The organism is Algoriphagus alkaliphilus, from assembly GCF_900103735.1.
GTDB classification, from domain to species: Bacteria; Bacteroidota; Bacteroidia; order Cytophagales; family Cyclobacteriaceae; genus Algoriphagus; species Algoriphagus alkaliphilus.
This window is the reverse complement of sequence record NZ_FMXE01000009.1, coordinates 87,158-111,590: the sequence shown is the minus strand read 5'-3', so window position 1 is coordinate 111,590 and position 24,433 is coordinate 87,158. Positions and strand designations below refer to the sequence as shown.

General features: G+C 42.8%; 18 protein-coding genes and 1 tRNA gene. 12 read left to right on the top strand and 7 right to left on the bottom strand.

Going from position 1 to position 24,433, the window contains the following annotated elements:
- The first annotated feature begins 162 nt into the window (after positions 1–162).
- The 3 genes from BLQ81_RS08070 to BLQ81_RS08060 all read left to right on the top strand — a co-directional run bounded on the left by BLQ81_RS08070 (position 163) and on the right by BLQ81_RS08060 (position 4,919).
- On the top strand, positions 163–2,601 hold the full coding sequence (locus BLQ81_RS08070) for a glycoside hydrolase family 31 protein (protein WP_092729441.1): 2,439 nt from the start codon (positions 163–165) through the stop codon (positions 2,599–2,601).
- A 43-nt stretch (positions 2,602–2,644) separates the two neighbouring features.
- Positions 2,645–3,973 (top strand): MFS transporter, encoded by a 1,329-nt coding sequence (locus tag BLQ81_RS08065; RefSeq protein ID WP_245693209.1) that lies wholly within the window; start codon positions 2,645–2,647, stop codon positions 3,971–3,973.
- 73 nt (positions 3,974–4,046) lie between these two features.
- A complete protein-coding gene (locus BLQ81_RS08060) occupies positions 4,047–4,919 on the top strand; it encodes an ABC transporter substrate-binding protein (protein ID WP_092729440.1) in 873 nt (290 codons plus the stop codon).
- On the opposite strand, the gene BLQ81_RS08055 is transcribed toward BLQ81_RS08060, so the two are convergent.
- From BLQ81_RS08055 to dnaG, 5 genes are all read right to left on the bottom strand, one after another.
- Complete coding sequence (locus BLQ81_RS08055; protein ID WP_175454189.1) at positions 4,869–6,884, bottom strand: tetratricopeptide repeat-containing sensor histidine kinase; 2,016 nt, start codon at positions 6,882–6,884, stop codon at positions 4,869–4,871. The two genes, BLQ81_RS08060 and BLQ81_RS08055, sit on opposite strands and share 51 nt — an antisense overlap.
- Positions 6,885–6,950: 66 nt before the next feature.
- Positions 6,951–7,733: a 5'/3'-nucleotidase SurE gene (gene surE, locus BLQ81_RS08050; protein ID WP_092729438.1), complete on the bottom strand. Its 783-nt coding sequence runs from the start codon at positions 7,731–7,733 to the stop codon at positions 6,951–6,953.
- Positions 7,734–7,738: 5 nt separating this feature from the next.
- Positions 7,739–8,377, bottom strand: a complete 639-nt coding sequence (locus BLQ81_RS08045; protein WP_092729512.1) for a hypothetical protein — start codon at positions 8,375–8,377, stop codon at positions 7,739–7,741.
- Positions 8,378–8,465: 88 nt separating this feature from the next.
- Complete coding sequence (locus BLQ81_RS08040; protein WP_092729437.1) at positions 8,466–9,677, bottom strand: bifunctional 3,4-dihydroxy-2-butanone-4-phosphate synthase/GTP cyclohydrolase II; 1,212 nt, start codon at positions 9,675–9,677, stop codon at positions 8,466–8,468.
- Positions 9,678–9,761: 84 nt separating this feature from the next.
- Positions 9,762–11,699, bottom strand: a complete 1,938-nt coding sequence (gene dnaG / locus BLQ81_RS08035) for a DNA primase (RefSeq protein ID WP_092729436.1) — start codon at positions 11,697–11,699, stop codon at positions 9,762–9,764.
- A 161-nt stretch (positions 11,700–11,860) separates the two neighbouring features.
- On the opposite strand from dnaG, the gene BLQ81_RS08030 reads away from it, so the two are divergent.
- The 6 genes from BLQ81_RS08030 (at position 11,861) to BLQ81_RS08005 (ending at position 19,318) form a co-directional block, all read left to right on the top strand.
- On the top strand, positions 11,861–12,955 hold the full coding sequence (locus tag BLQ81_RS08030) for an Mrp/NBP35 family ATP-binding protein (protein ID WP_092729435.1): 1,095 nt from the start codon (positions 11,861–11,863) through the stop codon (positions 12,953–12,955).
- A 5-nt stretch (positions 12,956–12,960) separates the two neighbouring features.
- Positions 12,961–13,209 carry a NifU family protein gene (locus BLQ81_RS08025; RefSeq protein WP_092729434.1) on the top strand — a complete coding sequence of 83 codons (249 nt, stop codon included), beginning with the start codon at positions 12,961–12,963 and terminating at the stop codon, positions 13,207–13,209.
- A 13-nt stretch (positions 13,210–13,222) separates the two neighbouring features.
- The gene (locus BLQ81_RS08020; protein ID WP_092729433.1) at positions 13,223–16,294 is read left to right on the top strand and encodes a M43 family zinc metalloprotease; all 3,072 of its coding nucleotides are present in this window, start codon (positions 13,223–13,225) and stop codon (positions 16,292–16,294) included.
- 124 nt (positions 16,295–16,418) lie between these two features.
- Positions 16,419–17,174, top strand: coding sequence for a PASTA domain-containing protein (locus tag BLQ81_RS08015; RefSeq protein ID WP_092729432.1), 756 nt, complete (start codon positions 16,419–16,421; stop codon positions 17,172–17,174).
- Positions 17,175–17,178: 4 nt separating this feature from the next.
- Complete coding sequence (locus BLQ81_RS08010) at positions 17,179–19,020, top strand: T9SS type A sorting domain-containing protein (RefSeq protein WP_092729431.1); 1,842 nt, start codon at positions 17,179–17,181, stop codon at positions 19,018–19,020.
- Between the two features lies 1 nt (position 19,021).
- The gene (locus BLQ81_RS08005; protein WP_092729430.1) at positions 19,022–19,318 is read left to right on the top strand and encodes a rhodanese-like domain-containing protein; all 297 of its coding nucleotides are present in this window, start codon (positions 19,022–19,024) and stop codon (positions 19,316–19,318) included.
- 40 nt (positions 19,319–19,358) lie between these two features.
- Here BLQ81_RS08005 and BLQ81_RS08000 read toward each other — a convergent pair whose 3' ends face one another.
- Complete coding sequence (locus tag BLQ81_RS08000) at positions 19,359–20,468, bottom strand: site-2 protease family protein (protein WP_092729429.1); 1,110 nt, start codon at positions 20,466–20,468, stop codon at positions 19,359–19,361.
- The gene (locus BLQ81_RS07995) at positions 20,461–21,090 is read right to left on the bottom strand and encodes an HAD family hydrolase (protein WP_092729428.1); all 630 of its coding nucleotides are present in this window, start codon (positions 21,088–21,090) and stop codon (positions 20,461–20,463) included. The genes BLQ81_RS08000 and BLQ81_RS07995 overlap by 8 nt, the downstream gene beginning before the upstream one ends.
- A 190-nt stretch (positions 21,091–21,280) precedes the next feature.
- Here BLQ81_RS07995 and BLQ81_RS07990 point away from each other — a divergent pair.
- The 3 genes from BLQ81_RS07990 (at position 21,281) to BLQ81_RS07975 (ending at position 24,404) form a co-directional block, all read left to right on the top strand.
- Positions 21,281–21,354, top strand: a tRNA-Ile gene (locus BLQ81_RS07990).
- A 42-nt stretch (positions 21,355–21,396) separates the two neighbouring features.
- Positions 21,397–21,690, top strand: coding sequence for a GIY-YIG nuclease family protein (locus BLQ81_RS07985; protein WP_092729427.1), 294 nt, complete (start codon positions 21,397–21,399; stop codon positions 21,688–21,690).
- 407 nt (positions 21,691–22,097) lie between these two features.
- Complete coding sequence (locus BLQ81_RS07975; protein ID WP_092729425.1) at positions 22,098–24,404, top strand: putative monovalent cation/H+ antiporter subunit A; 2,307 nt, start codon at positions 22,098–22,100, stop codon at positions 24,402–24,404.
- Positions 24,405–24,433: the final 29 nt, after the last annotated feature.

The window sequence follows — 24,433 nt, the reverse complement described above, 5'->3', positions numbered from 1 at the left end:
AAAAATGCAAACGTTTGAATAGGTCAAATTTTATTCAAATGAGGCTTTTCCGTTTTTTAAAGCGGATAATCACCTGCTAAAAGGCATTTAAACCCAATTTTTATTTTGAGTTTCCTCTTTAACTTAGCGAAGTTCGCTATCGAATTACCAACAATTTAATACATGAATAGTCCCTCCTCGGCTTCTAATTTATCTCGCAATTCGGCCCGTCACCGAGGTTTTGGTAAAATCACCCAATGGCAGCAGACAGCATTTGGGCTGGAAGGCAAAAGTGACATTGCCCAATTTCGGATTACGATTTATCAAGATGGAATTATACGGATTCAGGCTAGCAGGTATGATTCATTTGAATCCAACCCCTATTCCGTAATAACTTCGCCTGACCAAGTGAAATTTTCCTTAATTGAAAAGGATGATTACCTACATCTTTCAACTGCGGGCATAATGATGTCTCTGGATTTGAATAGCTTCTCTCTTTCCTATTTTGACTCGAAGGGAAACCTGATAAATACCGATGACTCTCTTGGCATCTCTTGGATCGGGTCTGAGGTTACTTCTTACAAGCAGGTACAAAAAGATGAGAAATTCATTGGCTTGGGAGAGAAAACCGGAAACCTCAATCGGTCTGGAAGGGCCTATACCAACTGGAATACCGATTACTTTGCTTACGGCATTGGGGATGATCCACTTTATATGAGTATCCCCTTTTATATGGGCATTCATGACAACGGTGCCTATGGGATTTTCTTTGACAACACCCATAAAACCGTCTTTAACTTCGGAGCATCTACCAACCGTTTTGTTTATTTCAGTGCTGAGGATGGAGATTTGGACTATTATTTCATCCATCAGCCTACAGTTGGAGAAATCATCAGCTCATACACTTGGCTGACAGGCCGCATGCAAATGCCTCCGAAATGGGCCTTGGGATTTCAGCAATGCCGCTATTCCTACTACCCTGACTCCGAGGTTTACACCGTAGGGCAGACTTTCAGGGATAAAAAAATGCCGGCTGATGTGATTTATCTGGATATCCACCACATGGAAGGATACAAGGTTTTCACTTTTGATGGAGAAAAATTTCCCGATCCCAAATCGATGATCTCCCGCCTCAAAGAAAAAGGATTCAAAGTCGTAGTCATCATGGATCCCGGAATAAAAACTCAGAAAGGGTATTTGCCTTTTGAAGAGGGTTTGGAAAAAGATCTTCTGGTAAAATACCCTGACGGCCAAACTTACGAGGGTCAAGTTTGGCCGGGCTGGTGTGCTTTTCCTGATTTCACCAAAGAAGAAACCCGCAGGTGGTGGGCCGAAAAAATGGCGTTCTACACCGAAGCAGGTGTGGACGGATTCTGGACAGACATGAACGAACCAGCCTCTTGGGGGCAGTTCACCCCCAATCTGATCGAGTTTGACTATGAGGGCGAAAAAGCTTCTCATCGGAAAGCCAGAAATATCTACGGAATGCAAATGGCCCGAAGTGCTCAAGAAGGAGCAGCACTTCAAAACCCAAACAAACGACCATTTGTCCTCACTCGATCCGGATTTTCAGGCATTCAACGCTATGCAGCAGCTTGGACTGGAGACAATGTCGCCTCCGAGGACCATATGCTGGCAGGCATTCGATTGGTCAACAGTCTTGGATTGAGCGGAGTTTCTTTTTCAGGTTATGATGTTGGGGGATTTGCAGGAGAGGCAAGCAAGTCGCTCTTTGCGCGTTGGATGAGTATTGGTGCTTTTTCGCCTTTCTACCGGGCGCACTCTATGATCAACAGCAATGATGCCGAACCTTGGGCTTTTGGTGAAGAAGTAGAGGAAATCAGCCGAAATTACATGAAGCTTCGCTATAGACTGCTACCCACCATTTACAGTAAATTCTACTCCAGCAGTAATTCAGGTCTTCCGCTTTCCGAAAGCTTGGCAGTTCAGTTTTCACAGGATCAAAACATCTATCACACTGCCTTCCAAAATCAGTACCTGTTCTGTGATTCATTTTTAATCGCTCCGGTAGAAAGCACCAAAGAAATCACCAAAGTCTACCTGCCTGAGGGTGAGTGGTACTATCTGTTTTCAGATCAGAAGCACTCCGGTAAACAGACCATCTACCAAGATTGTCCGCTCAATTATCTACCGGTTTATGTTAAAGCAGGGCAGGTATTCGCCCTGCAATCCGATGTGGAATCAACAGAATACGCTCATGACGGTGTGCTAAGGATCCATGTATATAAAGGAAAAACCGGCTCGGAATACTTGCATTACGAAGATGCCGGAGAGGGCATGGAGTATCGATCCGGTGAGTTTTTGAAAAGGATCATCTGCTATGACTCCAGCTCGGGGACTTTGAAATTTGAAAAACCGGAAGGAAGTTATCCAAGCGATTTTAGAAAACTCAAAATCTATTTTCATGGATTTTCAAGTAATACTGTCAAAATAGGCACTGAGGAATTTCATCTTATGACCGAAGACTTCGCATTCCTCGGAAAACTGACGGAATTTGATCCCTTGCCTGAACAAGATCACCCATATTTTAAAATCAAAAATCTTCCCTTTTTGGAATTGAATCTCCTAAATGAGGTTTTTGAAATTGAGGGATTGAATTGAATTGAATTACCCCAAAAATAAAACCTAACCTTTCCGCCCAAAAATGACTGAAAACAAAGTGAAACTCAGTTTCTGGCAAATCTGGAACATGAGTTTTGGATTCCTTGGGATTCAATTTGGATTCGCCTTGCAGGGGGGATTCATGTCCCGAATATTTCAAACACTGGGTGCCGACAAAGACGCGATACCCCTGCTATGGATCGCTGCTCCCTTGACAGGATTGTTGGTTCAGCCAATAGTGGGCTACTTGAGTGACCGAACTTGGCATCCAAAATTCGGACGGAGAAAACCCTTCTTTTTCATCGGAGCGGTTTTTAGTACTATTGCTTTGTTTTTTGCCCCCTACTCTTCTGCTTTGTGGATGGCAGCCGGTGCACTATGGATTTTGGATGCCTCAATTAACATTTCCATGGAGCCATTTCGCGCTTTGGTGGCAGATAAGCTTCCGGAATCCCAACGCTCCTATGGATTTGTCGTGCAAACGCTGATCATTGGAATTGGCACTTGGGTGGCCTCAAACCTGCCTTGGCTGATGACTGAGATCGGCATCCCCAACACAGCTGCTGAAGGGGTGGTACCGGATTCTGTGAAATACGCTTTTGGAATTGGTGCCTTCGTGCTGTTTAGTTCAATATTATATACCATCCTGACCACAGACGAATATCCTCCTGAGAATTTGGAAGAATTTGAGCGTGAAAAATCTTTAAAAACTGGATTTTTTAGTGGTTTTAGCGAGATTTTGAAAAATATAGCAGAAATGCCAACAGTGATGAAGCAGCTGGGAGTTGTCCAGTTTTTCTCTTGGTTTGCATTTTTTACCATGTGGAGTTTTGCCACTCCAGCCATAACAGAACATATTTTCGGGGCCACAGATACCACTTCTGTCGAATACAACAATGCCGCGGATAGTGTCGGGAATTATCTCGGGACTTATGGATTAGTATCCATGTTTTACGCTTTAATTCTTGCTTTTGTGGCTTCCAAAATCAAAATCAACCGTAGGCTTCTTCACATGGTCAGTTTGATCGCAGGTGGATTTGGTTTTATACTGATCTATTTCATAGCAGAACCTTGGATGCTTCATATTTGCTTTTCGCTGGTGGGGATTGCCTGGGCAAGTATCTTATCCATGCCCTACGCGATGTTGTCCAGTTCGGTCAATGCTAAGAAAATGGGCGTTTACATGGGAATTTTCAACATGTTCATTGTCATCCCTCAAATCATCGCCGCACTCGGTGGGGTCAATTTCCTCTACAAGCTACTGTTTGGTGAAGCAGTGATCAATACTATGCTTCTGGCAGGCACACTTCTGATTTTGGCGGGTTTTTCCAATCTATTAATTACAGATCGTAAAGCCACTCACGACTCCTAACTTTTACTAAATCACACAAGCCGATTCCGGATGAAATCGACTTTTTTGATTTTTGATTCAAAACTTTCGCGCTATGAAAACTCTACGTATTATCGGAGTGCCTGAACATTTCAATTTCCCATTCCGCCTTTTGGAAAAAGATCAGCCGCTTAAAGAAAAAGGTGTGGAAATTCAATGGATTGACGAATCCCGTGGTTCGGGCCAAATGAATCTTGCCCTGAGAAATGATGAAGCGGAAATTGCCATTCTCCTGACGGAAAGTTTTCTCAAGGATTTTGAAGCTGGAAACCCTGCAAAAATGATCGGCTATCATGTAGAAACCCCATTGAATTGGGGCATTCACATCCGGGCAAAATCCCCTGTAAATTCACTTTATGAGTTAAATAAAAAGCATTTTTTAGTCAGTCGGATGGGATCAGGTTCTCACTTGATGGCGTTGGTATTGGCAAGACGGGAAGGCTGGAAGCTTGAAGAATTGACTTTTGAAATGATCGGAAATATGGAAGGAGCAAAAGAAGTCATGGACAGGGGCAACGATGGGATTTTTCTATGGGAAAAGTACACAACCGCAGCCCTTGTGAAAAGTGGAACCATGAAGCGCATTGGGGAAGTCCCAAGTCCTTGGCCTTGTTTTGTAATGGTTGCATCCGAAAAAGCCTTATCTGAATTTGGCGATATGATTTTTGAGCTTAGAGACAAAGTTTACCAGATTTCTAAGGCATTTAGCAAGCATGAAAACCGTGCGGCAACATTGTCAGCTTTTTATCACCTGGATCTAATCGACGTCGAACGATGGTTAGAACAAACCCGTTGGTGTACGGAGGGAATTGTCTCTCGGGAAGAACTTGAAACAGCCATCAAAACCATGAAGGAATTGGGTATTTTACAAAATGAGCTAAGCCTTGAATATTTTCTCGCACTTGGCGGCTTGAGCTTGAAGAGCTGATTCGGCGCGAGGAAATCTAATGCAAAATTTAGTCCCATGACCCGGATGACTATCTATCGTAATCTCGCCTCCACATTTACGAGTAAATTCCTTAGCCAATTGAAGCCCCAATCCCGAACCCTTTTCGTTTTTTGTACCAGGTTTAGATTTGGTTAAGGAGTACGAATCCGTCAACAATATTTGGATCTGTTCGTCATTCATTCCGACTCCCTGATCAAGTACGCACCAATACGCCCAATGATCATCAGTATCAGAATAGATGGTCACGGCATCCCCATCATTTGAAAACTTAACAGCATTGTTGAGGATATTTCTAACCACCACCTCGATCAAGTCCTGGTCTGCAAAAATTTCAACCTTCGATTCCATTTGATTGAAAATGGTCAGCTTTTTCTCATTAAATGAGGCTTGAAGTAACTTCAAAGAATTATCCACCACTTCTCTAAGGTCAAAAGTAGACGGATTTACCTGAAAACCATCCATTTGAGACATGGACCACTTCAAAGTATTATTTAATGTAAAATTGACCGAGTCAATGTCTTTATTCAAAAGAAGTAGGAGCTCTGCAAATTCTTCTTTGGTAAGATGCCCTGCCAATAATAAATCTACTACTGATTTGACCTGTGATATTGGACCTCTCAAGTCGTGACCAAGAATGGAAAAAAGTTTGTTTTTAGTCTCATTCATTTCAAGAAGTTGACCTGATTGATTTTCCAGAGCCAGATTTTGCTCCTCGATTTTTTGCTGTTGGGCAATAAGATCTGCATTGATGGATCTCACGTTTTTATTCAGGAAAAAAAGTCTAAGTCCTAATATTCCAACCAGAAAAGCAGTGATCGCAAAAAAGATTGTGTAACGGCGAGATGTTTGCAGTCGGTAGGCCTGATTTTCATTTTGAGCCTTCAACAGCTCCAATTCTGATTCCTCCAGATTTTTTTCAAACATATTCTGAAGCAGCGCAAGCCGGTCGCGGTTAGATTTATTGAGCAGCGAATCATTCAACGCCAAGTACTGCGATTGATGAAAAAATGCCTCTTGGATATTTCCCCTTGCCTCATAGACCTGAGATAAATACCGATGACTTTTAGAAAGCTCATCCAAAAATCCATTTTCGCCACAAAGGTCAATGGAGTAACGCAATAATTTTTCGGCCTGATCTAGCTTTCCTGCCATTAAATAGGCATTTCCAAGTCGATGTAAGACTCCCGCCTCAAAAGATTTCACTCCTTGAGTTTGTGCCATGTCAAGCGCACGAACATAAATCGCCTGTGCTGAATCATAGTTTCCTTTAGCTAAATACACATCCCCAATCACCCGATTAGCAAAGGATGTGAGATAGGGAGAGCCTGCGTTTTCGTTTAACTTGATAGAAAGTCTGGCATAAGCCATTGCAGAATCAAGCTGATTGGATTGAACCAAATTAAGCGCAACATTATTTAGCGAGCGGATTCTGGTAGCAAGGTCATTTACTTTCGTTGCCAACTCATAGCCCTTTTTGAATTGAATAATGGCTAGCTGAAAGTTTTGCTGTTCATAATAAAGCGCACCCATATTATTCATCAATCTGGCTGCCTGAAGCTGATCATTTGCCTGCATCGCCAAATCATACGCCCGCTCTGAATATTCGAAAGATTTTTGCCACTGACCCTGTCGGTAATAAACCCAACCAATATTTTCCAATGCCCGACTTTGCCCCGAAAGATCTCCAAGCATTTTTGCCAGCGAATCAGCCTTGTGAGAATAATCCAATGCCTCTATTTGTGAATTTTCACGAATAGAAGTGGCAATTTGGTTGAGCAAAATAACCTGTTCTTGTGCCGACTTCCCCGGTAAAAGCGACTTGAGACTATCCACAGAAGCAGTTTGTGAAAAACTAAATCCGGAATAAATGAAAAGTGTAAAGAAAGGAACTAAATGAAGAATCGGGCGACTCACGATGGTTTTGTAGATGAGAACTTTAAACAAAATAAAGATATTCAAAGTCACGATTGATAATCTTATTGGAAAAAATTAAAAAAGCACCCTTTTACTTTACTTCAGCTTATCCCAATCCCAGTCTTTGTTGATTTGTGTAATTGCATGATGTGCTGTGAGGTCGTATTGACATGGCACAATTGATATGTAATTGTTTGCAATTGCCCACTCGTCGTTGTCTTCCCCTTTGTCAAAATTCACAAAGTTTCCCGCCATCCAGAAGTATTTTCTGCCAGTAGGGTCATAGCGCTCAGCAAATTCTTCCTGCCATTTGGCATCTGCCTGACGACAGATTTTTATTCCTTTTATGGATTCGTTTCGCTTGGGTGGAAAATTCACATTGAGGGCAACCCCCTTGGCTATTCCCCTTTCTAAAACCTGTAGGGCAATTTTCTCGACCCACTCTTCCAAGTGTGAAAAATCCGCCTTGGAAGAATAATCACAAAGACTGAATCCGATAGATGGTAGACCTTCAAGCGCTCCTTCGATCGCTGCTGACATCGTCCCGGAATACAAAACAGAAATAGAGGTATTGGAACCATGATTTATCCCACTTACAACCAAATCCGGAGTGCGGTCTTTCAAAACATAGTGCTTGGCAAGCTTGACACAATCTGCCGGAGTCCCGCTGGATTTGAATGCCAGGACATCCTCAAAAATATCTTCTTCGTATAGTCTAAGCGTCTCACCTATTGTAATGGCATGTCCCATTCCAGATTGGGGACTGTCGGGAGCGACTACAACGACATCCCCAATTTTCTTCATCACCGAAACTAATACACGGATTCCTTTGGAGGTAATTCCATCGTCATTGGAGACGAGGATAAGTGGCTTTGACATAAAAATTAATTCTTCAATTCGTTGTAATACGCAGTAATTCTAAGCAAATCTCCGCGCTTGTCATGCTCTAATCTATTTTTTCTCATAAATAGATCGATCTCATCATCATATCCTGGAAGCATTGCAAAAAGGTCTTTCTTTTTGAGACTGTATCGTTGCAAACGGCCATTATTGAAAAAATAGTAATTGAAGGCAAGCCGGTATCCAAAGTTGTTTTGAGGTCCCCAGAAAGGATTCATGCCCATAGGCCCCCAGTTGTTCATCCCTCGGGTATCTGTGGCGATATACTCCCGACAAAGGAGTGCAAGATTATTCCCTTCGGTCAAAACCTCAAAGAATGTGGGTGTTTCATACTCACCGTTTATGGCATAGGGCAAACTGTAAAATTTTCGAATCCCACCGAAAATCTCATCATAAATCTCAAAATTTGATACGTTCGATGCTGTAAAAGTATCCACGGTTTCAGTTTGTAGTTGCACCAAATTATTATCCAAGTCATACTTGATCAAACCCGAAGTTGACATGCCGTCATTGAAATAAATATTTCCTTTGTGCCAAACTTGAGATGGGAACTGACTATTTTGGGCATAGACCGAAGCTATTCCCAAAAGAATAAAACATAATGTAACTACTGTTTTTTTCATGGTGCTCATCGTACTGAAAGTAAACGGACTAAGTCAAATTGGGTTTCCAAATCCACCGCTCTCTTTTCTTTAGATTTCCAATTTTCTCTTACTTAAGAATGTTGTGTCCCATTTTATCTCTTTTTGTCGTGAGATACTTCTCATTGTGTGGGTTAGGCTGAATCTCGATAGGCACCTGCTCAATAATTTCCAAACCGTAGCCAAGTAAACCTACTCTTTTCTGAGGATTGTTAGATATAAGACGGATTTTACCCACTCCCAAATCTCTCAAAATCTGAGCTCCAACTCCGTAGTCTCGACTGTCCATGGGTAGACCCAAGGCAAGATTAGCCTGCACGGTATCCATACCTTGTTCCTGTAGTTTGTATGCTTTGAGCTTATTGATTAGACCAATTCCCCTGCCTTCCTGATTCATATAAAGCACTACTCCTTTTCCTTCTCTTTCGACCATTTGCATCGCAGTATGGAGTTGCTGGCCACAATCACACTTACAGCTGCCGAAAATATCACCGGTGACACACGAAGAGTGAACTCGTACCAGAACAGGTTCATTTGGATCCCAAGACCCTTTAATCAAAGCCATGTGAATTTCTTGGGTATTGGTTTGTCTGAATGCAATTAAATCAAAATCCCCCCACGTAGTCGGTAGTTCAACGCCAATTTCACGCTTAATTAAGGATTCGTTTTTTAGCCGATAGGCAATCAAATCCTTGATGGAAACCAATTTGAGATTGAAGCGCTTGGCCACTTTCACCAAGTCAGGAAGTCGGGCCATAGAGCCATCTTCATTCATGATTTCTACCAAAACACCCGCGGGGGACAATCCTGCCAATCTAGCAAAATCAATCGCCGCTTCGGTATGTCCGGCTCTTCGGAGTACCCCACCTCGTTTGGCTTTTAATGGGAAAATGTGACCCGGTTTACCCAATTCACTTGGATGAATCGAATCATCGATTAAAGCCTTGATTGTCTTGGCTCTATCCGATGCGGAAATTCCCGTAGTGCATCCATGTCCCACCAAATCCACAGATACTGTGAACGGCGTCTCAAAAGCGGCGGTGTTGTTGCCTACCATTAATTCAAGTCCAAGCTGTTCACAACGATCCTCGATTAGGGGCGCACAGATCAATCCACGACCGTGTGTGGCCATGAAATTCACAATTTCAGGGGTTATCTTTTCAGCTGCACAGACAAAATCACCTTCATTTTCGCGGTCTTCATCGTCGACAACAATGATGACTGCACCGTTTTTGATGGCTTCAATGGCATCTTCAATCGGGTCTAGGGTGTAGTTTTCCACTTGGGTAGTTTTTGGATTGATAATTAGATGCGCAAGTTAGGCGCTTTCCGAATAAAACCGGAATGAACCAAAGAAAGTTTGGTTTTAGCCGTAAACTATACTTAGTTCCTTACTCAGTAGCATTTGTACTTTTTTGACTTCTAGATAAATGCTTTGAAGAATCAATACCCTATCAAAATCTTCTTTGTTCATTTCAGCAGATTTAATGTTCTGGCTAGCTTCAGACATTAATTTTTCAACATATCTCTTTTTGTACCAAATAATTGCCCTATAACTACTTGTAACCAAATTGTCTTTTTCTGTAGGAACCAATATTCCATGTCTACCAGTCCAATGTGGTGAGATTTCCCATTTCTGCTGTATTAAATCAATAATCTCAGACTTTTTTTCATTAGGGAATTTACTCAAGAGGCTTTTTAAGTCTGATACCAAGCTCTTTGAAGTCATTTCTTTAAAAAGCGTATACAACCTTTCATAATTAGCTGTTTGAAACTTAGTTTCTAATGTCTCGCTTAATAAGTATTCTAAAACCGTTTTACCTTCATCATCTAAGCTTTCTGAAAAATAAAGGGACATAAGTCTGAGTATTTCCCGCTCATGAATTGAGAGCTTTTCAAGAAATGATACTTGAACATGGCTGGGTACCAATTCCTCAAGTTTTTCTTCTGCTTCAGCCTCTTCCTTTACTTTTTTAAAATGATCCTTTTGACTCTTTATCAGAGACTTATTTAGCTCCGAATGAATGATTTCTTCCTCGATCTGCAAAAGCCCAGATGCCTCCTTTGCATAAACTGATCTGATAATCGGATCAGGGATTTTACCGATACTTTGAACGATTTCACGGATTACCTCAGCTTTGCGGATTGGATCTCTTGCAAACTCTTCCTGATACAGGCCAATTTTAAAACCGATGAAATCCCGACTGTTTTCCTTCAGATAATCCTGAAAAGCTTGTGAACCTACTTTTCTTGAATAACTGTCCGGATCGTCTCCATCGGGAAAAACCACCGCTTTGACATTGAGTCCACCTTCAAGAAGCAAATCTATACCCCGGATCGAAGCTTTAATGCCTGCCGCATCCCCATCATACAGGACCGTAACCTGATTGGTAAAGCGCTTGATGAGTTTGATTTGTCCCTCAGTCAGCGAAGTCCCTGAGGAAGAAACAACATTTTCAATTCCGGACAAATGCATGGAAATAACATCCGTATACCCTTCTACCAAAAAGCAATTATCGAGATCCCGAATAGCCTTTTTAGCCTGAAACATCCCATAGAGCACATCGCTCTTGTGATATATCGGCGTCTCAGGGGAGTTGATGTACTTGGGTTGGTTCTTTTCCTTGGTCAGAATCCGCGCCCCAAAACCAATTGGCTTGCCACTGATATTGTGTATGGCAAAGGTAACTCGACCCCGAAAGCGGTCATATAATCTGTTTGGATCTCCTTCCTTTTGCAAGATAAGTCCCGCCTTCAGCAAAATTTCCTCTTCAAATCCGGCAGCGTTTGCTGCTTTCAAAAAATGATTCCATCCATCCAAGGCATAACCAAGATCAAACTTTTCTATGATCTGTGGATTGAAGCCCCTTTCCTTGAAATAGCTCAATCCAATGGACCTGCCTTCCTCAGTCTGCAGGTTTTTTACAAAAAAATCTTTGGCAAAATTCAAGGCGATGAACAGACTTTCTCGCTCGTTCTGTTCCAGATTCTGCTCAGGAGTGCGGGCTTCGTCTTCTTCTACTTCTATTCCATATTTTCCGGCGAGGTGACGAATGGCTTCCTGAAAGCCCACCCCTTCGATATCCATCACAAACTGAATCGGATCACCTGCTTTTCCACATCCAAAGCATTTGTAAATCTGTTTGGCTGGGGAAACTGAAAATGAAGGTGATTTTTCTCCGTGAAAGGGACAGCATGCCCACATATTTTGTCCTTTTTTCTTCAAAGGCACGTAATCCCCCACCACCTCCACGATGTCGGCTCGTTCTTTTACTTTATCGGAAGTCAGCTTACTAATGCTCATGGAAATAGGATTGGAAACAAAGTTAATCGCTGAGTTTGGATTAGGAAGGAGGAAAAGCAAGAACTATTTGTATGAGGTCTGAGTTTCCTTCCGGTAAGGCCCTAGTGTGGTTTTCTAAACCCACAATCTTGAAGTAACTTGCGAAAAATTTAATATTAAGCATGCAATTGACTGCGGAATCAATAAAGAAATCACTCTCAAGAGTGGAAGATCCTGACCTCAAGCGAGATTTGGTTTCGCTTGGAATGATTCAGGGAATCATCATCGAGGGAAAGAAAGTAAGCTTCAAGGTCGTCCTCACTACACCTGCTTGCCCACTGAAAGAAGTGATCAAAAACAATTGTCTTGAAGTCCTCAATCAAGATCATGGGAAAGATTGGGAATGGGATATTATCATGACTTCTGAGGTCACGACTGTCCGGAATGCTACGCCGATTCTTCCTGAAGTAAAAAACATCATTGCAATTGCCTCCGGCAAAGGTGGGGTGGGAAAATCCACCACAGCGGTAAATTTAGCTGTGGCTTTGGCCCAATTGGGTGCCAAAGTAGGCTTAATCGATGCAGACATTTCGGGGCCCTCAGTACCTACCATGTTCAATGTCGAAGGCGAGCAGCCTTCAGTCAAAAAAGTAGGCGAAAAAAATATCATCATTCCCATCACACAATACGGGGTTAAATTGATGTCCATAGGTTTTTTGACCCCAACAGATAGTGCGGTAGTGTGGAGAGGCCCTATGGCTAGCTCTGCTTTGAGACAATTTATTCAGGATGTTGAATGGGGAGAGCTTGATTATTTACTCATTGATCTGCCTCCGGGCACCTCGGATATTCATTTGACGATGGTTCAGACTGTACCTGTTACCGGAGCTGTAATCGTCACTACCCCTCAAAAAGTAGCTCTGGCGGATGCAAACAAAGGTTTATCCATGTTCAGACAGCCACAAATTAACGTTCCCATCTTAGGTGTTGTTGAAAATATGGCTTATTTTACACCCGAAGAATTGCCTGAAAACAAATATTACATTTTTGGAAAAGAAGGGGGAAAAAAGTTAGCTGAAAAATATGATGTTCCGTTTTTGGGTGAGATACCAATTGTACAAAGTATTAGAGAAAGTGGAGATACGGGATATCCGGCCGTTTTGAAAAACGGAATGACCAAAGATGCATATATGGGTTTAGCTGAAACTATTGCAAGACAGATCGCCATCCGGAATGCTTCAAGCCAAAAAACATCAGTTGTAGAAGTAAAAGCATAAAGAAAATGGAAGCTGGACTTAGAGAGAAAATTGAATTTGCACTGGATACCATCAGACCCTATTTGGAAGCCGACGGGGGGAATGTTCGAGTTGTAGAACTGACAGAAGATTTGGTTCTTAAAATCGAAATGATGGGTAACTGCGGTTCTTGCCCCATGTCATCTATGACTTTAAAAGCTGGAGTTGAGGAGGCAATCAAACGCGCCATTCCGGAGATTACCCGAGTAGAAGCAGTCAACCTTACTGTTGCTTGATCTTGCCTGCCGAATGAGAAAAGGTTTACGGTTTTTTGGTGTAATTCTATTCCTGTTAGGATTACTGTTTTTTTCGACTAGTGCTTACGGACAAAAAATAACCACCCTTGATGTGACTCAGAATTTCGGTTCTGTATCCTCACACACCCACAGTGAAAAATGTGCCCATTCCCTGATCGAAACAATGATCGAAAAGGAGATGGGGTATTTTGGTTCAAAAGCCTTTTTTGAAGATTGGATTAATACAAAAATCCAGATCAAACAAAGTACACCTCAGATCCTTAGAACGCAGGAAGGTCCAAGGTTAATCCCAATTGTAGTACATGTCATTCACAATGGCTCCTCTGTGGGCTCAGGTGCAAACATCCCTGATTCTCAGATCTTCGAACAGATACGAATCCTAAACGAAGATTTTAGAAGGCTGAATGCAGATGCCAATAGGACCCCTGCCGAATTTCTGCCTGTTGCTGCGGATTCAAACATCGAATTTGTTCTGGCTAAACAAGACCCAAATGGACTTCCCACGACTGGAATTGTCCGATTGCTTGGAACAAAAAATGCTTATGACCCTAATACCGATGCAACACTGATCGGACAGCTAAGCCAATGGAACCCGGAAGAATACTTAAATATGTATGTAGTCCCCCTGGTACAGCCATTTATTGGATATGCTTCTTTTCCCATATCCAATCTTCCGGGACTAAACTTCTCCCCAACTCCGTCCATTATCGATGGAGTTACGATAGATTATCGTTTTTTTGGAGTGGGTGGTAATGCTACTTCTGCTTCACGGGGAAGAACTGCCACGCATGAAGTGGGTCACTTTTTTGGTCTTCGTCATATTTGGGGAGATGGGGGCTGTGGGGTGGATGATTTTGTGACAGATACTCCCCTTCAGGATAATTCAAATAACGTCTGCAATGCCAACCCAAGTAGGTTCTCCTGTGAATCAAATGATATGATCCAAAACTACATGGATTATACGCCCGATGCCTGTATGAACTTATTTACGAGAGGTCAGGTCGATCGATTCAATATAGTATTGGCAAACAGTCCGCGGCGCGTCACTTTGGTGAATAATAGAGCGACCCAAAACCCAATTTTATCTGACAGAGATCTCGCACTTTTTAGAATAATCCAACCCGTCGATGCACTTTGTGAACTGATTATTTCACCGCAGGTGGAAGTGCTCAATGCAGGTTCAATGAATGTCACTTCGGCCCGAATAGAGTTTATCAGAAATGGTACTGTCGTCGAAAGCAGAAGATTTACATTCAATTTGAAAACAGGAGAAAAAGCGATCCTAACCTTCAGCCCAATTGAATTGGCTGTAGGAAACAATCAACTGGAATTTAAGATCACGCAGGTCAATGATCAGACTGATCAAAATGCTGAAAATAATTCCAAAACCTCAAGCCCCGTACTGCAAGGAGAGATTAATCTTCCCTACACGTTTTCTGTTCAAAATTTCCCAAGTGACTGGGTGATAAACAATCCTGATCAATCTTTTACCTGGGAAAGACGAAATGTCACCATAAATGGACAGATCCAGCCTGTAGTTTTTATCCGGCATTACGAGTATGAAGGACCGGGACAATTGGATTATTTTATTTCACCGATTGTAGACCTAGCCAAGTATCCAAATGCACAATTGGCCTTTGAAGTAGCACACGCACCCTACAATCAAGCTGGATTCCAAGATGAACTGATCATCTCGGTATCTGAAGATTGCGGGTCAAATTTTGACCTGGTCAATGTTAACTATAGAAAATCAGGTACGAGACTGGAAACTTCTGCTCCAACTTTGGATGAATTTATCCCAAGCTCAAATGCCCAATTTCGAACGGAATTATTCAACCTAAAAGACTTCCAAGCCTTAGGTAAGGTTCGGATTTCTATAGCGACCCGTAATTCCTACGGCAACAACATTTATCTCAGAAATATCAGGATTCTTCCATCAGAAGAGCTGAGATACGATGTGAAAGTTGAAGAGATACTGAAACCGACTCCGATCAGTTCCGGCAATCACAAAGAAGAGCTGATCAGGGTTTCCAATACTGGGAACCTACCCTTTTCAAAATTTCTTTTTACACGTACTACCAACAGCTTAATCTCTGAGACTTATCTGGTCTCGGAAATTAACCTTGCCCCTGGAGAGAAGCTTGATCTGGACATCAACAACTCCACAAATGATGGTAAAAATCGATTACGGTATTCCACTCGCGAAGCGAACTTTGATCAAAATCCCAAAGTGCCTTTCATCCTTAGCAGATACCATCTTGAAAATCCTGACACTATCCCAGTACCCTGGAGGCAGAATTTCAATATCAGTACAAACCTGAGTCCTTGGCTAACCATCAACCCGGAAAATGATCTTCCATCCTGGACTATTGTTCCCATCACCAATGGAACGGGTTCCAATAATGTGGCTCGCTTGGAAAATGGTATCGCAGGCAATAGTTATTGGCTGGGCTCGCCCTCATTTGATTTGAGGGGGACTCGACAGGCTAGTGTTTTCTTCGACTTGGCAGCAGGACAAGTTGGCCATTCCACTCGTTTATCGCTTCTGGCCAGTTCGGATGGTGGCATCACGTATTCCGCTGTATGGTCAGCAGTGGGTCAGGAACTAGCTACGGTTTCAGCTGGAGGTGCCAATCCAAACAGTTCCGGAGATTACAAGCGAATATTTGTCAATCTTACCCCATTTGCCGGGGCTAATGCATCGGCAGTTAGATTAGCTTTTGTTCTGAATATTGAAGGAAGTACCAATGGCCCCGTTTATTTGGATAATATCGAGTTGTTTCTCAATGCAAATCCAAACCCTGTAATTCCCGGTCAAGGCTCAAGTATTTTGTTTCCAAATCCAGCCCGAGAATTCTTCAATCTGGCCTTTAACCTCCCTGTCAGAGAAGAGGTTACTGTTCAGGTTATTTCTGCAACAGGTGCAGTGGTCCATGAGGTGGCATATCCCGGAACATTAAACCAAACCTACACTTTCAGTACGCAACTATTTAGTACTGGCGTCTATATCATCCGAATCAACAGTAATTCGCTGCAGGAAATTAAGCGATTGATCATTAATTGATCTTAAATAAGCTGAAGTCTTAGGCTTCGGCTTATTTTTTGCCTATCGCTCTGAGTTGTTTTTAGCATTTTTGTTCCTTGATCGATCAAAAATCCCATTATCTTAGTCAGACATATCCGCTTCAATGAATTCATTCAGTTCTTCCCTCAAAAAAATCCTCTTTAATCTGCTGATCATTCTCAGCATAACTGCCTTTCTTGGATTTCTATTCTTGAAGGTTTACCTCCCATTCTATACCCATCACGGTGAAACTGTCTCCATACCGGATCTGTCTGGTTACAACTACCGCGAAGCCAGTCAATTATTGGAGAAATCAGGGCTTCAATATGAAGTATCCATAGACTCGGGGTTTAGCACGGAGTTACCTGCTCTGGCAGTATTAAAACAAATTCCCGAATCCAATTCCCAGGTCAAAACAGGCCGAAAAGTCTATCTTACCTTAAATGCCCGAAATGCGCCGATCATCAAGATGCCCAATTTGGTCAATATGCCTTTGAAAAACGTACAGGAAATCCTCGCTAACATCGGATTGGAGCGTGGTGACATCGTGTATGTCCCTGATATTGGAATTAATGTGGTCTTGGAACAACGGTATCGAGGGGTGAGTATCAGGGAGGGATTTGAAATCCCAAAGGGTGCTACCATCGATTTGGTGGTAGGTGACGGAATGGGAAATCAGCTACTTTTTGTGCCTGAACTGAATGGTTTGGAAGAAGAAGAAGCCGAATTTTTGATCCTGGGTTCCGGCCTCAGAGTGGGAAATAAGAAATATTCCTCCACGGATTCTGTCCCACCCGGAAGAGTGTTTTTGCAGGCTCCCCCTTCGGGAATGCAAGTAAGGACAGGTGAATTGATCAACATTTGGATAGCCAAAGATTAAACGATTGAAAAAGAATTTAAACAACTGGACTTATTTTATTTGCCTTGTCTTCTTTTTTGGTCAGGGCCAATATAGTTACGCCCAATTTGTAGAATTCGCACCTATACATCAACAAAAATTCACGCCTAACCCAAGTCAATCGATATCAGCAAAAGTTCAAAATCAAAACACACTTCCCTTTTGGGATGATTTTTCCAAAGGTATCGATACGCTAAAGTGGATCGTGCAAGGTGCCTCGTACACTGAAACCATTGGTCAAAACCCTCCTTCATCTGGAGCGATCCTTTTTAATGGGGTAGACCAAAATGGAAGACCTTATTCAAATCAAACCCGTGATCAGGGAGAAGGCGATTTCCTTACCAGTAAACCTTTTAATTTAGCAACTCTTTCTTCAGCGCAGCAGGGAAGCCTATTTCTGAGTTTTTTCTGGCAGGCAGGAGGAAAAGCCGAAGCACCGGACTCCAATGATCGGCTCACCTTACAAGTTTTGGATGGTTTGGGAAGTTGGATCACAATTTGGACGCAGCAGGGCGGTGAAAACCTCAACAGAAACCTTTTCACTCAGGAGATCATCCGAATCCGACCGGAATGGCAACATGCAGGTTTTCAGTTTCGCTTTTTTTCAAATGGCCGACAGGTAGGTCCATTTGACAGTTGGTTGGTAGATTATGTGTATTTGAATTTCAATCGAAATGCAACTGATCTAAGGTATCGGGATCGCGCGTTGACGGGACGAAATCAAGTCAGGTTGGGAGACTACAGTGCTTATCCTCTGGAATTGCTGCAAAAAGGTCAACCAGGTAAATGGAGCGAAATACGGAATGAATTCTTAAACCTTGAAAACAGGTTCCGATCTATGGAATACTCCATTCAGTTTGAAAACAGTCTGGGCAATCCACTTCTTATCGTCAACGATGATACCCCCTTTAATCCTGTTCCGAATTCCCTCGAAAGGAGGTCTTTTATCAGCCGGAAGTTTAACGAAATACCGGTTCCTCTCAGCGAAACAGACTTGGTGATCAGCACCTCGCTTACCTCCGGGGATGGATTTTTGTTTCAAATACAAAATGGGGATACCCTGCGCTACACCTCGGTAGACTACAGGCGCAACGACACCGTGAAAACCGTTTTTCCAATCCGGGATTTCTTTGCCTATGATAATGGTTCCGCAGATTATTCTGCAGGTATCAATCAGCGGTCCGGACAATTGGCCGTAAAGTATGATGCTCCTGAACCGGTCTTCCTGAAAGGACTATCGATTAATTTCACCAATGCCAGCCAAGCGAATCAACCCATTGACATTGTCGTATGGGATGAGCTCCAGCAAAAACCGATTTTCTCAAAAGAATCCCTAATTCCTGAACGGATCCTAGGTCAAGACTTCAGTTACTATTCACTTGATACCAATCTCCGGGTGAGTGGGGAGTTTTTTGTCGGATTTACCCAATTTTCCAATGAGTTTATTCACGTCGGCTTGGACAAGGTCAATGATCAGGGAAATAAAATCTATTATAATGTCGGAGGTGGTTGGGTGCAAAATAAGGAAGTAAAAGGCTCATTGATGATCCGTCCGCATGTATCTCTGGCGGCGCCTTTTGAACAGAGTGAAATTCCTTCTTCTTCATTCAAAATATTTCCAAATCCGGTGGTAAACCTTCTTACAGTTGCAGGTCAATTTTCAGAAATCCTCATTTTCGATTCCTTTGGTAGGCAGATTTTCTTGCCCAGGGAACGGAACAGTGAAGGGGAAATTGTTAATTTTGAAGGACAGCGGCCGGGAGTTTACGTCATTAATCTGTTTTCTGAATCCGGACCCAAATCATTTCGAATCTTAGTGACCAAATAATATGGAAGATATAACCGTTGCAGAACTTAAAGAACGTCTGGACAAAGGACAGAAATTTCATTTCCTGGACGTCAGAGAAGAGTGGGAATTTGAAGAGGACAACCTTGGAGCTCAAAATATACCTTTGGGTGAATTACCTCACCGACTTTCGGAACTGGAAAAGCATAAAGACGATGAGATTATCGTCCACTGCAGATCCGGTGCCCGAAGTGGAAACGCCAAGAAATTCATGGAAAGTAAAGGATACAGCAAAGTCCGAAATGTCCTGGGCGGAATATTAGCTTACCGGGCGCTTTAATTAAAATCCCGAGTTTGTTCATTCAAGCTCGGGATTTTTCTTAGGTGAAAATAAAGGGCTTTGGAGAAAAGCAAAGTGCGAAAATTAAAATCGCAATCCAGCCGATTATTTTTCTATTAGTATCCAAAGGTTTTATCCCCGACACCTCAGGATGTCTGAGCCCCATCACCCTGCCCAAGAGAAAGGCAAAAAAGAGCCAGCCTTGATACCCCTCCCACTCCGGTTTGAAAAATGCAAGTAAATACTGCACCGCGGCTAGTGTAAGCACAATACTGAGTTTGGTTTGTAACGTAAAGTCAGTTCGGGAATAGCAGAGATACAGGAAACCGACATAAATCGGTATTCGAATCATCAGCTCCTCCACTGGCATCACCGGACTGATCATGCCTACTCCGGCATACGCTAGAAAGAGTGTGAAAACAGCAATTGAAATCTGCTTGTGGTGCTTGGGAAACAATCCAAAAACCACATGCCCTCCATCCAACTGCCCTATCGGCAGCAGATTAAGTGCGGTGAAGAAAAGTGCCAAATAGCCGGCAAAAAGAAATGGGTAATGAATTACTTCGGACATGTCAGGCATCCGCTCCGGATCAGCTAAAAGCTCTCCCAAAGCCCAAAAAAGAAAATTCCCGCCTAACTCAAAATCTAAGACATCTTCTCCGTATCCTTCAAAATCAGGATTGGCATATTCCGGATGTACCGCATAAATGTAGTCGGCAGGCGGTAGTGTGGAGAAACCATAAATCAATACGCCTAAAGCAATTACAAAGCCCGAAATTGGGCCTGCAACACCTATATCAAAGAATTTTTTTCGACTGTCTACATGCGTTTTCATCCGGATGATAGCTCCAAAAGTCCCTATTGATGGCGCACCGATAAAGCCCAACCAAGCAGGGATGAAATAAGGCAAACTACACTTCACCTTATGATACACCGAAGTAAAAAAGTGTCCTAATTCGTGAATGAGGAGAATGCCCACAAAGGGAATGGAAAAAGCCATGGACTTCAGGAAATACTCCCATGTGAGAAATGAATCCCCATCGGCTACCACAGATTTGCCATAAACCCATTCCCCTCCAGCCAAAGTGGTGGTGATCAGTGTCAAAACAAAAAGCAATCCGTGAATGAGGTACTCTTTGGGTTTAAACATTGCCGAAATAATCAAAGATCACTTTCGGTCCCGTCACCTGAACTGCCTGAATTCCTATTGAAGCTGCGCCTTTCACATTTTCTTCCAAATCATCAAAAAACACCACTCGATCGGGCAAGGCACCTAATTCACCAAGCATTTGGAGATAAATTTCCTTTGAGGGTTTTGCCTGCCCCATTTCATGACTGTAGAAGACCCAATCAAAAAGCGCATCAAATCGCTCCACTCCAAAATCAGATTTTAACATTTTGTTAACGGCTTCGATATGAATTTCATTGGTATTGCTCAGGACTCCCACCTGATAGTTTTGCTTTAATTTTGACACCAAGTCCAGTCTTTCGGCAGGTATTTTTCCAAGTAGGCTATTCCAGAGCTCATCGACTTTATGATCATCCCAATCCTGCTGAAAATAACTTCTGACATCATCCCGAAAAGTCGGAGAATCAATCAGCCCCTTTTCATAAGCTTTGTGAAAATCAGTGCTGTAAAAAGCATCAACTCGCGAATGGAATGAAGGAGATACCAATGTTTTAATCAGATTCAGCGACCGGTGATAATCAATATCGATAATCACATTGCCCAGATCAAAGATCAAAAAGTCAGCGTTAGGGGCATTTTTCATTCGAAATTAGGGTTGTGTATATGAACTCAAATATGTAACATTGCACTCCCAAAACCAAGGTTTGAAGCCAATTGAGCAACAAATTTCAGGTTTAAGTACGGGCCTATAGCTCTCCCGTTGAAAATCGGGAAGTTAGAGCAAAGACTGCCCCGATCCATCGGGGCAGTAGGTGCTTAAAAATAATTAGTAGGGGCCTATAGCTCATTCGGTTAGAGCAACTGACTCATAATCAGTAGGTGCTTGGTTCGATTCCAAGTGGGCCCACGAAAGGTTGGATTTTTTCCAGCCTTTTTTTTATTTTTATTTATGTGCTTTTGCTACATTGATTCCAGCCCAACTTTAGGGAAATTTTATACGGGAATAACCCAGGAATCACTCGGGGAAAGGTTAAGTAAACACAATAACCAAGCCTACGGAAACCACCGGTTTACTGCCAAAGCCTCAGATTGGGAGTTATTTTTCAGCATCCGAACCGATTCTTTTTCTCAGGCCAGAAGAATGGAACTTTTCATCAAAAAAATGAAAAGCAAAACCTTTATCAAAAAACTTAAAGAGGACCCGGAAACGCTTCAATTTCTCTTCAACAAAACAAAAAATTGAGCAACTGACTCCCCCGATCAATCGGGGCAAGCACCTACTGCCCCGATTGATCGGGGGATTCCAAGTGGGCCCACAAGAGGCTGTCTCAAAAGGACTGAAGGTGTCAGCCTGAGCGGAGTCGAAGGCCATTTACAGCGAATACAGAAACATTTCGACTTCGCTCAATGTGACAAACAGTAGTTATGAGACAGCCTCAATTTATTGCCTTTGGCCAATCTATTTTTTACTGAACTAACCTGGGGGAATTCAAGTTCATATCCATCTAACTCAAAAGAGGATTGCTTTATTACCAAATGAAAGGTCTTCCATGCAGGTTTGCTCCCGTAAAATTTCATCTTGATTTTCAATACCTGTGTCATCGGCTAAGCAAATTATCATAAATTGAAAAAAATTAGAAACTAAGCTTTATGCTATTAGCAGTCCTTTCAGGTTTTATTTTTGCGCTTTTACTAGTCCCTTTCGGAAAAGTGTTGAAAGGAAAGTGGAGCATATTACTTTCTATTTTGCCTTTGGCCTTATTCATTTTTTTTCTGCAAAAAATCCCACAGGTAATTGATGGGGCCATACTTGAGCGTAATCAATGGGTGCCGCAACTGGGGATAAACCTCGACTTCAATCTGGATGGCCTGTCTTTGATCTTTGCCTTGATGATCACAGGAGTCGGAACCATGGTATTTATTTATACCTCCTATTACCTCAAAGGTCATGTCTATTTAGACCGGTTTTTCGGCTTTCTCTGCCTGTTTATGGGTGCCATGCTTGGATTGGTACTCTCTGAGAATCTAATCACCCTATTTCTGTTTTGGGAGCTTACCAGTATCAGTTCTTTCTTTTTGATTGGTTTCAATAATGAAGATCCTGCTTCCAGGAAATCTGCCCTGATTGCACTTTCAGTCACTGGACTTGGCGGGCTTTGTCTTTTGGCGGCAGGGCTGGTCATCCATGGAATCACAGACAGTTTCAGCATCGTGGACATGCTTCAATCTTCCACCATGATGCAGGATCATTCCTTTTTTATGGCAGTAGTCTGTCTGATTTTTGGAGCCGCATTTACCAAATCTGCACAGTTCCCATTTCACTTTTGGCTGCCCGGTGCGATGAAGGCACCGACACCCGTATCTACTTACCTGCATTCGGCTACCATGGTCAAGGCAGGTATCTATCTTCTATTCCGACTGAGTCCTGCATTCTCGGGTTCGGAATTATGGCATTACAGTCTCTGGTGTGTGGGTGGTGCGACGATGGTGTATGCCGCATTCCAGACACTTTTCAGAGACGACCTGAAAAGCATCCTCGCCTACTCCACCGTATCAGCTTTGGGGATTTTGGTATTTCTTATTGGCTTGGGGACTGAAGAAGCCATGCTTGCTGGCTTGGTTTTCCTGCTGGTTCATGCGCTGTACAAGGCCACGCTGTTTCTCATGACCGGAATAATAGACCATGCTGCGCATACCCGAAATGTGAGTGAACTCTCCGGTTTGCGCAAAGTGATGCTTCCTGTTGCAGTGGCCGGATTTCTGGCTGCGCTGTCCAATGCAGGGATTCCGCCGAGCTTTGGATTTATAGGAAAAGACCTGATTTATGAAGCTTCCCTGCATACCGGCGTATTCCCTTTGATCTCTACAGTCGCCTTGGTGAGTACCAATGTGATGCTGTTGTTCGCCGGTTTTCTTGCAGGTGTCCGCCCATTCATAGGTCCCCTCCCAACTAAGTATAAAGATCTCCAAGCCGGATCTCCCAGACTTTGGGTGCCTACTTTGATTCTAGCTACACTTTGCCTGGTGATTGGGCTGGCTCCGGGCTTGATCAGTAATTCACTTATCGCTCCTGCCCTAGTGGCATTGGGCATTCAGGATTATGCGTTGGACCTCAAACTTTGGCATGGATTCAACACCGTGCTGGCCCTCAGTGCCACGACAATCGGGCTGGGACTGGGATTATTCTTTCTACTCAAACCCAGTCTGAATCGAGAAGAACAGATGCTGAAATGGGAAAAATACTCTCCTTTAGCTTTTTTTGAAGGAATGGGATCACTCACCTTCCGTTTTTCCACTTTGTGGACTGGAATGGTTCAGAACGGTTACTTGCGAAACTATATTCTGGTAATCCTCCTATTCCTAATGGCGCTTATAGGGTATGGAATGTGGGGAAATTTCCATCCCAAAATAGATTTCACACAGCTCTTGGATCTCACTTTTTATGAAACTGGGATCATGGCGATCATGCTTGGTGCCATTGTGTTCACCGTATTTACCGGCTCCCGACTCACGGCAGTGGCAGCGATGGGGGTAGTCGGTTATTCGCTTTGTCTTCTTTTTGTATTTTACAGTGCCCCCGACCTCGCCATGACTCAATTTGCCATTGATACCTTGACGGTGATTTTATTTGTACTCGTACTCTATAGGCTACCAAAATATTTGCCTTTTTCCGACTCTCGGGTACGAGTCAGAGACGGAATTGTGGCTTTGGGATTTGGAGGAATGATCACTCTTCTCGCTTTGGGAGTACTTTCCGACCCGATGGTATCGGAAGTGAGCGAGTACTATTCGGCCAACGCTTACAAACTTGCCAAAGGAAAAAATGTGGTCAATGTAATTTTAGTGGATTTCAGAGGAATGGACACCCTGGTGGAAATTACGGTACTGGTCATCGCAGCACTTGGGGTGTTTGGACTGATGAAATTACGGTTGAAAAGTAGGGAGAGAATCCGATAACCTGATATTAAAACCGATTTACGACCCTT